We start from the raw sequence: 13,542 nt of genomic DNA, 5'->3' as shown, positions 1-13,542 counted from the left end.
GAGCCCCTACGCGCGCTTCAATGACACCGTGACCTACCCAATGGTACCAGCACATTTGCGAAAAGCTGTCGGCGATGAGAAGACTTCGATGTCCTAAGCACGATCGGGTGGCCGCACTGTCGCATCAGGTGGGTTCATGTGCAAATATCGACTATTGAACCCTGCTTCCGCTATCAATACCTCCCAATCCGGAATGGTCACACCGCGCTTGCTGTGAACAATCAGACCATCGCTCACGAGACCTTTCAAGATCCTGTTGACATGGACAGCCGTCAAACCAAGGGTATCGGCCAGTTGCTCCTGCGTCATCGGCAGTTCGTATGCTTGACCGGGCGGCAGGTCGTGTTTGTCGAGCCTGAAAGCGAACTCGCATAGCAAATGGGCAAGGCGCGTGCGTGCGTCGCGCCGTCCGATCCCAAGCATCCACTCCCGCGACATCGATAATTCGACGATCGTTGTCACAATGAGCGCGTCCGCGACCGACGGGCGTTCCGCCGCAAGCCGGCGCAGCGCCTTGTGCGATATTGTCACGACCTCACACCGTGTCAGGGCCTGCACATTATTGTCTGCAGTGGCGAGATGCAGTTGTTGCAGATCATAGATCTCGCCGGGGATATGGATCGAGACGATCTGGCGCAGGCCTTCCACACTGATTTTATGGCGGTAGGCGAAACCCGAAACCAGCATACCGCATTGATCAGGCGTATCGCCATCTCGAAGCAGATAACTACCGGCTTCAAAAAAGCGCGACGCGTACGGTAGTTCGAGCAGGCTGACACGATCTTCCACCGAGATCGGCGCGTGGAGCGCAAGTTTGTCGACCATACGAACGAGCGGACTGATGTTGGCTATGTTCATGATCGATCCCTGCAAATGCAAGGCAACATCGCGTGCACTCTTGCTTTATGACAAATCTATTAGACTCTGCTACAAAGTAAACTATCACAGTCCATTGAAATAGACTAATGATTATTCCGGCATTAGGCAGACTATGTAAGCTTCTGTTAATAAACTGTTAATTACTAGGCGTTGGCATGGTTACAAATGTACGCGGGATAGTACTAACATATGTTAGTGCTAATCATAGCTATATTTGCAGTAGGCGGGCCTGCTTCGCATACCGTTGACGCCAGCTGAACTACTGATTCCAGCTCGCTGAATGTCATTTTCGGCGTTGCTATGAAACGCTTCCCAGCCGGATTGCGCTGCCGTCGATCGCCTCGACGCCCTTCTGGCTTCCTCAAAACAGCGTTTGCTAAGCGTTTGCGACACGACCTTCAGGACGAAAGCTCGAAGCCGAGGCAAGCTGCCATAGGCTTTGGAAACTAACATGACGGATAGCGTTTATGCATCGCCGCGGTCGTCCTCCGGCTGAGGCCGGTCCGTCCTTGCTACCCTGTGGGGACGGACCGTTGTTCCGTTCTCAAATACAAATGAGACGCAGCCCACTAGGCCAGGCAAACAGAGCGATCTGTAAGGTAACATGCCAATCGCGCTACTGACGATGGCTTCCAATGCCTTTTTAATCCACCGGATCGCGAGAGACTGGACCCCCGCTAAGCGCAAACAGCCCTTCAGTGCCTTTCTTTAGTTCTTGCCTGCCGCTCGGTGTCATTGGTGTTGTCGGCGCCGTCGATCAGTGGTGCGACGGACTCAAACACCACGCCACCTGGAAGGTATGAAATTTTGGCCGTTACTGGTTTCGTGCGCCAAAACACGCTGGATGAGCTGTGGGCCAAAACTGGTCCGCGTTGGCGGCTCAACCAGTGGGCCTCCTGACTCGATCCAAGTCAGGTGGAGCTCGTACGGGTATCAGCCGCCCACGACTTTCCAGCTCAGATCAATCACCCCATACGCGGTCGAGGGAGCGCCATATTCTGCTGCGTTGGTCGCAAGCTCGTAGAGACCAAGCGCGACTGCGACGACAAGGCGGGGCGGGAGCTGAAGGTGCCCCCCGGAAAGCTTGGACCGTTGACCGCCTTCCACTCCAAAGGGGGTAAGTGTGCGCTCGACCAGCGCACGCAGGGACGTGCTCTCGACCCGGCCACTGATCAGCAAGTCATTCGCGGCGGACATCGCGTGTATGCGTGCTTCCAACGTTGTACCAGCCTCCTGCACAGAGCTCGCGCGGCGCATCGTTTGCGAAACGATCGTCTGAAGGGACGCGAGCGTATTCCCACCCGGTGGCTCAGCTCATCAGCCAAAAGGGCCCGATGCTCCTCAGCACGCCTCCGCACGGTCACGTCCTGGGTTGCCCCGACGAGTGCTAGCGGTGTGCCATCGGCGCGGCAGCTCGCCTGTCCACGTATCTGCACCCAGCGCTCCTCGGCTCAAAACGCTCAATGGCCTCACGCCTTGCGAATACATCGCCAAAACCTGTACGTCAGAGCCGGACAGGTTCATCGTCGATCCGATCCACCAAATACCGGGACTAAGCACCTAGAGATCGGACGCGGTCGGTCACATCAAGCCGAATGTGACCGACGATTAGCACGAAGTCCGGTAATTACCGCGCTGGACACATCGCGGGAACGATATTCATTTTTCATCGAGAAATCGCAGAAATGGCGATCAAGGCCGAAGGCCTCGTAAGATAAGCACTTAGTTTTGGGGACAGAGCGGATTTTTTATAGTCGCGATCCACGTTAGCGAAGCGTTGGCTGCGATTGAACATGAGAATATTCTCAGTAGTCGATATTCGAGTTGAGGAGTTTTTCGACCTTAAATAATCCCGTCACCGTAAGCTGTGGCGCGTGCCGCACCGAGCCTGTTCGCTCAATAAGACCCGTGCCTTCCAAAACCTTTAGCCAACGTTCTAACAACTCTAGATGCATGCGAACCATCTCCGCGATGCCAGTTAGATCTGCAGTTCGCCCCTCCGCTTCAGCCAGATAAATCTGCAGTAGGATGAGCCACGGATAGTCGCTGAAAAGGTCATCAGTTAACTCGACTCGACGACGCTCGACGAGCCCGCAAACTCGTATAGCCGATTTCCAAAGGTCTTTCGGTGTAGCGTCCAGCGACATTGCGCCGACAACCTGAATCGTTCCGATCAGTTTGCTTCCGTCATCTGCCCGCAGTCGGGAAACTTGGATGCTTGTCCAAATGGATGATCCGTCCGGGCGGACATATCGTTTTCGGAGCGATAAGGGTCCATCTTGAACCCGAAGAGCCATGATTGCTGCCACATTTTTATCAAGGTCATCGGGGTGGGTGAGCGATTGGAAGGTGACTCCAATTAAATCTCGTTCCTCACGGTGCAAAATCTCACAGATTTGTGGATCAACTGCAAGAAGCCGGCCTTCTGCAGTCCCAAGAGAGTGTCCTACCAGAACCCTTGCCCATCCTACGAGATTTTTGCCATTCTCACGTCAGCATTTTAACGACGTTAGAACGGGCATCGCATAAGAAGGATGCATAGTAGCTGCGGATATACTTGCTGAATCTGCAGGTGCCGAGATACGCAAACTGGCTAGGAAATGCCTGAACGAAAGGCCATTCTCAGGCATCTGCGTTGTTAGCCCTAACGTCCGGGTGTGGGCGTAAACGACTATGCAGCTTTTCATTCCGAATTGAGCGGCAGGCGCCTATGAAACAGCAGGTTGGAACCGGTGCTTCCAACTATTCTCTTCGCTGTTATCATTCGCAAGGCAGACAGAATGAAAGAAATTTGAATTATGCATTTCGGGATGACCTCAATCGCGGTAAGCGCGCTTAGTATTGCCGCTATCGTCGCCGCATCCGCGTCGTCATCGCAGCCAGAGCGGCCAGGCCGCGCTGAGCGCGCGTATGACAAATTGCTCGCCGGAAAGACGGCTGGATCCGAAGAGACTTGCTTTAACACCCAACGGTCGCACCCGCGATTATCGGCTTATGGCACGAAGCTGATATACTGGGTTAGCCCGAAGCTAGTTTATGTTACTGAAACCAGCGGTGGCTGCGAAGGAGTTTCGTTTGGCGATACGCTCATCACCTACCCGTTCAAGGCGCGGCTGTGCCGCGGCGACATTGCACATACGATCGGTGTACCATCGGGGAAGCCCAGCGGTAGCTGTACGATCGGGAATTTCGTTCCATACCGCTCTAAACAGACTCGCACATCGAAGTAGCTAGATCGACGCGCGAGGATAGTCGGAGACGGGCGACCGATGTGATGTTTCCAAACAATCCCTAAGTCGCACCGACGAAACAGCCGTGCCGTTCCAGTATAGCGCTTCACCGTGCGTTAGCACCACCAGGTTTATTACTGGCTGAATGCCACCGAAGTTATGGTGTTATTGCCAATACGATCTAGGAGGCTTGCAAGCACGGGGCACCTGTTGCGAGCATCCGGCCATGAACATGCCGGCCGTTGAGATTGACGCCACCGATGACAATATTTTCAGCACGCCCATTCGCCAAGGCGGAATGAAAGATCGCTTTTTGGCAAGCTGATACCCTTCAAGACCGGCTATCAATGGGCGAACGCGCCCGCCCGAGACCTTCCGGCCAAACCCGTTCCCGTCGTTCCGCGACCCTTTGTTATATCCAGCTCCAGACGTTCATTCATTACCGGCGTTAGCTGGCAAACCGGCACATACATGCCGTCGGGAACTTGATCGGCTTGTGTCTCGCTTAGAACAGCTTGTGGTAGACGAGCAGCTCGCAGCAGCGGGCGGGCGTGGTTTGAGCCGTGACGGTGTTGCCTGTGCGCTACGGTCTTTGTAATCGCGACACCGCCTTCGATAGCCCACCAAATAGTCTGTCAGCCTCCCTGTTTTGAAAGTTTACCCATGGCCGTGAACCCCGCCGAGCGCTCGGTCGTGCTGGCGCGAACTCGCGCCCTTAAAATGTCGCGATCGGTCCATGCCTATGTTCGCGGCAACACGGCGCAGTTTTACGAGTGGCTCGAAGCCTCGCCCGTTGCCGCAAGCATTCCGGACGGCCCGGCCGTATGGATTTGCGGCGACTGTCATCTCGGCAATCTTGGCCCAGTGGCCGACGCCGATCATCGCGTCGATATCCAGATCCGCGATCTTGACCAGACCGTGATCGCCAACCCCGCTTACGACCTCATTCGCCTCGGGCTTTCACTCGAGACCGCCGCGCGCAGCTCCGACCTGCCGGGCGTCACGACCGCACAAATGATCGAGGCAATGATCGATGGATATAGCCGGGCGCTAACCCCGACCGTCGACGACGATCCTCGCGAACCCAATGTAGTACGGGCGGTGCGACGGGAGGCGATCGGCAGGCGTTGGCGGCATCTTGCAAAGGATCGGCTCGAGGATGTCGAACCAACGATCCCGCATAACAAGCGTTTCTGGAAGCTTGCCGCCCAGGAAAAAGACGCGATTGTCGCGCTGTTCGCCGAGGAGCAGGTACGAGCGCGAAGCTTGGCGCTCGCCGGCCTGGCAAATGATGGAAGCCTTCGGGTCGTCGACGCGGCATACTGGCGGAAGGGGTGCAGCTCGCTTGGGCGCCTCAGGTTCGCGGTGCTGATTTGTGTTTCCGATGGCAGGCCGAAGAATGAGCGGCTTGCGCTGGTCGACATCAAGGAGGCGGTCTCACCCGTGGTGCCGATAAGAAATAAACCGGCAATGCCGCAGGATCCCGCCGAGCGCGTGGTTGCAGGCGCCAAAGCGCTGTCGCCCAACCTTGGAGAGCGAATGATTGCGGCCAGCCTTCTGGATAAGCCAGTCGTGCTACGCGAACTGGCGCCGCAGGATCTCAAAATTGAGGTTGATCAGTTCAGCCGCAAGGAAGCTATCGCGGCCGCGTCATATCTGTCGTTCGTCGTGGGCCAGGCGCACGCCCGGCAATTAACTAATAGTGCCCGATTATCATGGCGCGACATGCTGACCGATCGCGATGACAAACTCGATGCGCCGTCTTGGCTGTGGCAATCTATCGTCACCATGGCTGGGGCTCACGAAGTTGGCTATCTGGAACATTGCCGCCGCTTCGCGTTGAGCCGGTAACATTGTCGTGCGACAATCCGCCGGCATAAGCGGTGACCTGTTGCTGTAGGCATGAACCTACTCGGACGCTTGAGATAACCTACTTGGGTTCCAACTTTCGGCCGCGTCATCTTCGAACTTACCAAGGGGATCAGCCGATCGTTCCGACGCTCGATCGTCCGGCCGGGCGTTGATCCCCCGCCCCTAACCCCAGAAAGTCTTGCGATCGAAAAGATCGTCGTACGCCTGGGCGGCGGCGTCGATGTCTTCGATTTCTTCCGATGCACCAGCAGGCCCTTCGCTACGGGGTCATCGCGCAGGCCGAACCGGTCCAGGACCGCCCGCGCCGTCGCCATATCGTTTAGTGCGCCAAGCTGCTCCTGTAGCTCCTCCAACGATCCCACGAAATTCCCGTAACGACGTGAACGCTTCCTGCGCGAGAAGACGGAGCCGAGAAACTCCGCGCCATAGCGCAGCCTTTTGGCGGTCTTCCGGATTTCATGGCGCTCCTCGTCCTCCAGTGTCGAAGGCGAACGACCACGCTTGCTCACGCGACAAAATAGGGCGTGCAGCGTTCCCGCCGCGAAGTGCCGCGCAGACGCGTCCCGTGCATCGCGCATCGACGGCTTGGTGCGCCACGCCCCGCACGTCAGCCACTCGGTCAGATCGAGCATCAAGGCGCGCACCCGGTCCGACCCCAGCGCAGTGTCGACTGCGGCATAGGCAGCATCGCGAGCATGGCTCAACCGCTCGAACACCGACGCTGCTGTTCCAGCAACGCCAGTCCCTACATACCTTTGCGCCTGTCGGTGTGCCGAATCGCAATCCACACCCGCGCGTCCGACGGGATCATCGCATCGCCTTCAGCGCCGCGACCGCCAACGCCGGCGACGCCGATGCGAAAATCCTCAGCTGTCCGCCGTCGGCCAGATCGAGAACGATAGCGAGCGTGGTCTCGGACGCCTTCTCAGGCGGCTCGTCCAACAGCTCCGCCGGCATGAACGCCGGCTCCGCCGAGCGCCGCGCCGCACGCCGCCACTGGTAGATCAGGCTGCGGGCGACGTCATGACGACGCGCTACGTCGCAGACCCTGGCACCTGATTGAAACGCATCCGAAAGAATCCGCTCGCGCTGTTCATCGCTCCAGCGACGGCGACGCTCCGGCCCCGCCAATATTGTCATCTGCGCCATGGTCGGTACGGACGTCTTTACGTACGGCTGTAAGGACGCCCTTTATCCTCGCGCCGCGACCAGCCAGGCGGCACCCGTCGGAGGCTTACTTCTGAGACAAAGGCGGTGAAGTTATTGGAGGCATTAAGGGCGATGCAACCGGCATATGGCTTTGTTAGCATCAAGCGAGTGTCTGCAATTGGGCGAACGAGAATGAACGGGATGAAGCGGTTGACGGACGTTGGCTTCAGTAATGAAAGGGCGCGTTGTTCGACTCGCATCAAGTATGTCGCCGTTCTGGTTGACCCTGAATAGTAGCACCGTATGCGTCACGCCTGCGACCCGGTAAGCAACATATGTCCCGCCGTCGCCAAAGTATACGCCGATGCGCATGAGGTAATTCTTATACGATCCTAACGGAAGCTTGGAATAACAGCGAGGTATCATGCTTGCTGCCTTCTCGATTCCCTTGTCGGCCGGAACAAGAAACAGAGTTGAGAGATCGATAGAAACCGATCTATAGCTTCCATTAACGTGTACGCACGCATCGCGTTCTGTCGCATCGCTGTCATGGCAACCCACAAGAGCAGCAGCCAAGGCTGCGATAAGGCGCAGAATCGCGATCATTGGCCGTTTGAACAGACTGTTAGAATGTCCGCAAGCGGCGTGAGCGGAATGGCTGGGTTGAGAGGGAAGCGGACGTTCGCGATCACACCGCTGGGTCGTAGCCAGTACATGACGGCGTGTGACATGCTACATGCAAATGCATATTCCGGCTTGTGATGACGAAATGTTGAAAGTCAGCGGCATCCCAAGTGCCGTCGCGCTCAGCCAGTTGCTTGATCCAGTCGGAAGCATGAACCTGGAGGTAAGGCCAGCGGCCTCCATATGGATACGGGAGTTTCAACAGCATTGCGTCGTCGTCCGTTACCTCTGTCACGTCCATGTTTTCATCGAGCATTTGGAAGGCGACCACATCGTCAAAAGTCACCACGCTGCTGGAACTATTTTCATTTTCGTCCGCGTTCATCGCGTAACGCACCGTCGCGATAAGTCGCTGCTCACCACCCTGCCAGTTCAAGTCAAAGATGCTAGCCGGGCGTTCAGCTAGTTCTGGAACAGGGTACCAGCGGGCGACCGATCCGTATGTCATGGACATCAACGTGATCTAACGGGCGAATATCTGCAAGTGGGCGATACCACACTGCCTTACGGCTTCCAGCCAGACCCACATCCGGACGCCCAGGCGGCCTCGGCCGCTCCCAAACTTCGAATACCCATTCATCTCGGCACCATGACCGCTTCTGGTGCCTCAACATCACGCGCACGGGTCCGGGGCCGGGTCCGGGGCCGGGGCCGTTCGTCGGCTGCGAAACTGTCGCTTCCCTCAACAACAGCTCCGGCCGCCACCTTGCCCACACTCGTCAGACTCGGGACATTCCATCGGATTTTCCTCAATCTACAGTTTGCCAGTCCAGGGGCATGCCCATCAACGCCCCATGGAACGCGCACCATAGTTAACGCTCTCTACCCAACTGCGAATTCTCATTCATACAAGCTTTAACAGATTGTCATGTATCGTTATTTTTTATGAATATCGGTCCACTTCGGAACTTGTATGCGCTCCGAAACGATATCGCGCAGCCAATACGGCATGCCTTAAGCCATTGTAAATGCAACCTGAACGGCATCGTTCAGGCTACCGTCTGTGACGCGCTTTACTGCCCGCTGCATTGTTCTTTACGCGAAATCTGGAGAAACCCGATGGCCTCTGCGGCAGCCATGCCCGAGACGAAAGACACGGCGCAGCGCAGCGTGCCTACAGGTACGCTCGACGCGCTCAACTTTTTCCTAGCCGACGTCCGCGACGGACTCGGGCCGTATCTCGCGATCTACCTGCTGGTCGTACGTGGGCCTTCGCATGGCTGGAACGAAGCGACGGTCGGCCTCGTGCTGACCATCGCCGGGATCGTCGGCCTGTTGTCGCAGACGCCAGCGGGCGGGTTGATCGACCGGGCGAAGAACAAGCCGCGCATCGTCATCGCTGGCGCCCTGCTGGTAACACTGAGCAGCTTGTCGCTGCCGATCGTATCGGGCTTCACGATGGTGACGGTCACCCAGTCGATCGCGGCTGCGGCGGGCGCGATCTTTGCGCCGGCGATCTCGGCGATCACGCTGGGACTGGTCGGGCCGAAGCTGTTCGCCAAGCGGGTCGGTCGCAACGAGGCGTTCAACCACGCCGGCAATGCCGTGTCGGCAGCGCTTGCCGGCGTCCTTGCCTGGTCGTTCGGTCCGGTCGTCGTCTTCTGGCTGATGGCGGGGCTGACGGTCGCGAGCGTCATCGTCGCGGGGCGGCTCAAGAACGACGACATCGACAATGCGGTCGCGCGCGGCCTCGACTGCGAGCCGGAAGAAGACTGCGAGGAGCCGAGCGGCTGGAAGACGTTGATCGAAAATCGCCCGTTGATGATCTTCGCGGCGGCCGCGTTCACCTTCCATCTCGCAAATGCGGCAATGCTGACCTCGGTCAGCCAGCTGCTCGGTCGCACCGTCGGCACCGACAAGGCGACGTCGCTGACCGCCGCCTGCATCGTCGCCGCGCAGCTCGTGATGGTGCCGGTCGCGATCGTCGTCGGGCGCAACACCGAGCGCTGGGGCACCAAGCCGATCTTCCTGGTCGCGTTCGGCTTCCTGGCGGCGCGCGGCGCGCTCTACACCGTGTCGAACGATCCTTGGTGGCTGGTCAGCGTGCAGGCGCTCGACGGGATCGGCGCGGGAATCTTCGGCGCCCTGTTCCCGGTGATCGTTGCCGACCTGACCAAGGGATCCGGCCGGTTCAACGTCAGCCAGGGCGTCGTGTCGAGCGTGTTCGGCCTGGGGGCGGCATTGTCGGCGACGCTGGCCGGATCGATCATCGTCTGGGCCGGATACAGTGCAAGCTTCCTGACGCTCGCCGGGATCGCGTCGGCGGGGTTCGTGCTGTACCTCATTGCCATGCCGGAGACGCACAAGTGACCCACCCTTCCTCCATCACGTGGGTGCACATCGGCGATCTGCACATGGACGAGGCGAACGGCTGGCAGAGCCGCGACCGGCTTGCCGCGATCGTCGCGGAGATCAATGCGCATCTCGGCGACGCCGCGGACTTCGTCTACCTGCCCGGCGACAATGCCAATCACGCGACGGCCGAACAATACCGGGTCATCACCGATACGCTCGCCCCGCTGCGCCTGCCCTACCGGGTCATCCCCGGCGATCACGATTTCGAACTCGGCGATCTCGCGCATTACGACGCCGCTTTTGCCGAAGCGAACCGGCCCGAGGTCGAGGTCATCGCCGGGCATCGCTGCATCTTCCTCGACATCATCTCGGCGGGTGCGGGCGGCCCCGATTTTCGGCTGACGATGCACCACCGCAACCGCTTGCTGGAGGAACTCGCGCGCGCCGAGGCGGAGCGGCAGACGCCGCTCGTGTTCATGCATGCCTATCCCGGCGACCTTGCCGCGGATGGCGAGGATATCGCCCGCATCTTCGCCGATGCCCGCGTCGCCTTCGTCGATACCGGGCATACGCATTACAACGAGCTGCTCAACGACGGACGGGTCGTCTACGGCGCAACGCGTTCGATCGGGGAAATCGAGGAAGACGACGGCAAGCCCGGTTTCTCGATCGTCACGGTCCGCGGCCGCGTGCCGAGCTGGCGGTTCAAAGAGACCGGTAGCGACTGGCCGTTCGTCCAGATCGTCGCGCCTGCCGACATCCGGCTGGTGACGCGCCCCGCCGATGCCACACAGGTCCCGCGGCCAGGCGAGGTCGAGATTGTCGCCAAGCTGTTCGGCGGCACGACACAGCCGGTGATGCTGTCGGTCGACGACGGCATCGCCCAGCCGATGCTCGCCGTGTCGGGCACGGCGCTCTGGTCGTTGAGCATCACGCTCGACGCCGGCCTCCACCGCGTTGCGGCCAGCGTCGGCACCGACCGCGATATGGTCGAAGTCCTGGTCCGCGGCGAAGCGGATATCCCGCGTCGCGGTGTGCCGATCGCGCCGGGTCGCGATCTCCACAGCATCGGCGCATGGCCCGAGCACGGCATCGCCGGCACGCAGCTCGGCCCGAACAGGAACGGGAAGCACTGGTGATCCTCACTACCGGCGCCACCTGGGGTATCTGCGCTGCCTCGACCGCTGCGGTGATCGCACGACCGTTCCGCTGGCCGGAGGCGATCTGGGCGGTGGCAGGGGCAGCGTTGCTTCTGCTGTTCGGGCTGATGCCCTTCCCCGCGGCGATCGGCGCGGTCGCCAAGGGGATGGACGTCTATCTGTTCCTGATCGGCATGATGCTGCTGAGCGAGGTTGCCCGCGCGCAAGGCCTGTTCGACTGGGTCGCGGCGACCGCGGCGATCCACGCAAAGGGATCGACCGCACGGCTGTTCGCGCTGGTCTACGTGACCGGGATCGTCACGACAACTTTCCTGTCGAACGACGCGACCGCGGTGGTGCTGACCCCGGCGGTCTATGCCGCGGCAAAGAAGGCGAAGGCCGACCCCCTGCCCCTGCTGTTCGCCTGCGCGCTGATCGCGAATGCGGCAAGCTTCGTCCTGCCGATCTCCAACCCCGCCAACCTCGTCCTCTACGGTGGCAAGATGCCGCCGCTGGGCCAGTGGTTCGCCTCGTTCGCGCTGCCGTCGCTGGCGTCGATCGTCGTCACCTTCGCCGTGCTACGCTGGCTCGAGCGCACGCGGCTGGCAGGTAGCTGCACCAGCGCGGTCGAGCGCACCCCGCTGACCGCGGGCGGCAAGGCCGCGTTCGTCGGGATCGTCACCACCGCGATCGTGCTGCTGACCGTATCCGCGCTCGATATCGAGCTCGGCCTGCCGACCGCGATCGCCGGTATCGTCACGACGCTGGCGGTCTGCACGATCGCCCGGTCGTCGCCGGTCGCGCTGCTGCGCGATATCTCGTGGAGCGTGCTGCCGCTGGTCGCGGGACTGTTCGTCCTGGTCGAGGCGCTCGACCTGACCGGCGTGATCGCGTGGGTCGCGCACGCGATCCGCACCGCGTCGGCCGATCCGGCGCAGGCGTCGGCGGTATCGGGGACGATCCTGGCGTTCGGATCGAACCTGATGAACAACCTGCCCGCAGGCCTGGTTGCCAGCACCGCGGTTGCCCAGGCCCAGCCGCCCAAGCTGGTCGTCGACGGCTTGCTGATCGGCGTCGACCTTGGCCCCAATCTGTCCATCACCGGCAGCTTGGCGACGATATTGTGGTTGCAGGCGATCCGGCGGGAGGGCGAGGACATCGGGTTCTGGCGGTTCCTGAAGGTCGGCGCGGTGGCGATGCCGCTGGCATTGATCGCTGCTTTGGGAGTCAGGATTGCCTTAGGATGACACGAGATGAATTGACGCGGAATGGGATGACGCGCGACCGTATGTGGCGGCGCCTGCTGATCGCCCTGTTCGTCGCCATGGTGGCGTTCACCGGCTACCATGCGGCGCGCACCGTTAGCGACGCGATCTACTGGAACGCGCACCGTGACGAACCGATCGAGCGCTGGATGACGATAGGGTACGTCGCGCATTCGTATCATGTGCCACCCCACGTCCTGCACCGCGCGCTGAGCCTGCCGCCGGAACCCGATCGCCGTCCGCTCGGCCGCATCGCGCAGGACACCGGACAAACAATGACACAGATCGAAGCCAAGCTTACTTACGCGATCGTCCACGCCCGGCCGCCCTACCCACCACCTGCCCCGCCATTGCAGTCTTCCCCGCCGAAGAGATCGATGTCGTGACGGAACAGCTGCTCGAACTGCTGACGACCTACGGCTTGCCCGCACTGTTTGGCGCGATGGTGCTGGCGGCTGCAGGGCTTCCTTTCCCCAGCTCGTTGACGCTGATCGCAATGGGATCGTTCGTCGCGCAGGGTGAACTAAGCTTCTGGCCGGTAGTGCTTTCAGGTGCGGCCGGCGCTGTGCTTGGCGACCAGATCGGCTATGCATTTGGTCGTTACGGGGGCCGCCCGCTTCTTACGGCCGTGACGAAGCGCATTGGTGGCGCTGACAAGGTGGCGCAAGCGGAGACCTACTCGCGCAAATGGGCAGGTTGGGGTATCTTCTTCAGCCGCTGGTTGATCGGCCCGCTTGGACCTTGGATAAATGTAACGAGCGGCCTTACGGAATACCCCTGGGGACGGTTCATCCTGCTCGACGTCGCCGGCGAACTGCTCTGGCTTTTTATATACGTCTCGCTTGGACGCCAATTCAGCGATCAGGTTCAGACCGTGGCGAGCTTGCTCGGGAATCTGACCTGGGTCGTCGTAGGTCTTCTCGCGGCAGGATTTCTGGGATGGAAACTATTTGGAAAAAGAAAAGCAGAGGTAACGTCGAAAGTAGCTGTTTGAAGACTGGCTATTGACGGCCGGTCTAACCTGGAGAG

General features: G+C 59.9%; 12 protein-coding genes and 1 pseudogene. 7 read left to right on the top strand and 6 right to left on the bottom strand.

What is annotated here, in order from left to right; translation table 11 throughout:
* Positions 1 to 93: 93 nt before the first annotated feature.
* Both BM244_RS11190 and BM244_RS23865 read right to left on the bottom strand, forming a co-directional pair.
* The gene (locus BM244_RS11190) at positions 94 to 858 is read right to left on the bottom strand and encodes a Crp/Fnr family transcriptional regulator (protein WP_093398924.1); all 765 of its coding nucleotides are present in this window, start codon (positions 856 to 858) and stop codon (positions 94 to 96) included.
* 954 nt (positions 859 to 1,812) lie between these two features.
* Positions 1,813 to 2,136, bottom strand: coding sequence for an HWE histidine kinase domain-containing protein (locus BM244_RS23865; protein WP_093398923.1), 324 nt, complete (start codon positions 2,134 to 2,136; stop codon positions 1,813 to 1,815).
* 190 nt (positions 2,137 to 2,326) lie between these two features.
* Between BM244_RS23865 and BM244_RS11180 the strand changes: the two are divergent.
* Positions 2,327 to 2,443 (top strand): annotated as a pseudogene (locus tag BM244_RS11180) (IS481 family transposase); the annotation flags it as partial.
* A 241-nt stretch (positions 2,444 to 2,684) separates the two neighbouring features.
* Here the strand turns inward: BM244_RS11180 and BM244_RS11175 are convergent.
* Positions 2,685 to 3,332 carry a PAS domain-containing protein gene (locus tag BM244_RS11175; protein ID WP_093398921.1) on the bottom strand — a complete coding sequence of 216 codons (648 nt, stop codon included), beginning with the start codon at positions 3,330 to 3,332 and terminating at the stop codon, positions 2,685 to 2,687.
* Positions 3,333 to 4,772: 1,440 nt separating this feature from the next.
* On the opposite strand from BM244_RS11175, the gene BM244_RS11170 reads away from it, so the two are divergent.
* Entirely contained in the window at positions 4,773 to 5,960 is a 1,188-nt protein-coding gene (locus BM244_RS11170; protein ID WP_093398920.1) for a DUF2252 family protein, read from the top strand.
* Here the strand turns inward: BM244_RS11170 and BM244_RS11165 are convergent.
* The 3 genes from BM244_RS11165 to BM244_RS11155 all read right to left on the bottom strand — a co-directional run bounded on the left by BM244_RS11165 (position 5,921) and on the right by BM244_RS11155 (position 8,268).
* Positions 5,921 to 6,769, bottom strand: a complete 849-nt coding sequence (locus tag BM244_RS11165) for a CHAD domain-containing protein (protein ID WP_093398919.1) — start codon at positions 6,767 to 6,769, stop codon at positions 5,921 to 5,923. The two genes, BM244_RS11170 and BM244_RS11165, sit on opposite strands and share 40 nt — an antisense overlap.
* Positions 6,770 to 6,788: 19 nt before the next feature.
* On the bottom strand, positions 6,789 to 7,130 hold the full coding sequence (locus BM244_RS11160; protein ID WP_093398918.1) for an IS66-like element accessory protein TnpA: 342 nt from the start codon (positions 7,128 to 7,130) through the stop codon (positions 6,789 to 6,791).
* Positions 7,131 to 7,818: 688 nt separating this feature from the next.
* Positions 7,819 to 8,268, bottom strand: a complete 450-nt coding sequence (locus tag BM244_RS11155) for a hypothetical protein (protein WP_093398917.1) — start codon at positions 8,266 to 8,268, stop codon at positions 7,819 to 7,821.
* Between the two features lie 605 nt (positions 8,269 to 8,873).
* On the opposite strand from BM244_RS11155, the gene BM244_RS11150 reads away from it, so the two are divergent.
* Genes BM244_RS11150 through BM244_RS11130 form a run of 5 tightly spaced genes read left to right on the top strand, consistent with a single transcriptional unit; the run spans position 8,874 to position 13,507 of the window.
* The gene (locus BM244_RS11150) at positions 8,874 to 10,124 is read left to right on the top strand and encodes an MFS transporter (protein WP_175518164.1); all 1,251 of its coding nucleotides are present in this window, start codon (positions 8,874 to 8,876) and stop codon (positions 10,122 to 10,124) included.
* Positions 10,121 to 11,248 carry a metallophosphoesterase family protein gene (locus BM244_RS11145; RefSeq protein WP_254784381.1) on the top strand — a complete coding sequence of 376 codons (1,128 nt, stop codon included), beginning with the start codon at positions 10,121 to 10,123 and terminating at the stop codon, positions 11,246 to 11,248. The genes BM244_RS11150 and BM244_RS11145 overlap by 4 nt, the downstream gene beginning before the upstream one ends.
* Positions 11,245 to 12,495: an arsenic transporter gene (locus BM244_RS11140; RefSeq protein ID WP_093398915.1), complete on the top strand. Its 1,251-nt coding sequence runs from the start codon at positions 11,245 to 11,247 to the stop codon at positions 12,493 to 12,495. Before BM244_RS11145 ends, BM244_RS11140 begins: the two co-directional genes overlap by 4 nt.
* Before the next feature lie 26 nt (positions 12,496 to 12,521).
* The gene (locus tag BM244_RS11135) at positions 12,522 to 12,899 is read left to right on the top strand and encodes a hypothetical protein (RefSeq protein ID WP_093398914.1); all 378 of its coding nucleotides are present in this window, start codon (positions 12,522 to 12,524) and stop codon (positions 12,897 to 12,899) included.
* Entirely contained in the window at positions 12,896 to 13,507 is a 612-nt protein-coding gene (locus BM244_RS11130) for a DedA family protein (protein ID WP_093398913.1), read from the top strand. Before BM244_RS11135 ends, BM244_RS11130 begins: the two co-directional genes overlap by 4 nt.
* Positions 13,508 to 13,542 lie beyond the last annotated feature (35 nt).

This window comes from Sphingomonas sp. OK281 (genome assembly GCF_900115295.1).
Classification (GTDB): domain Bacteria; phylum Pseudomonadota; class Alphaproteobacteria; order Sphingomonadales; family Sphingomonadaceae; genus Sphingomonas.
This window is presented reverse-complemented; position numbering and strand designations above follow the sequence as displayed.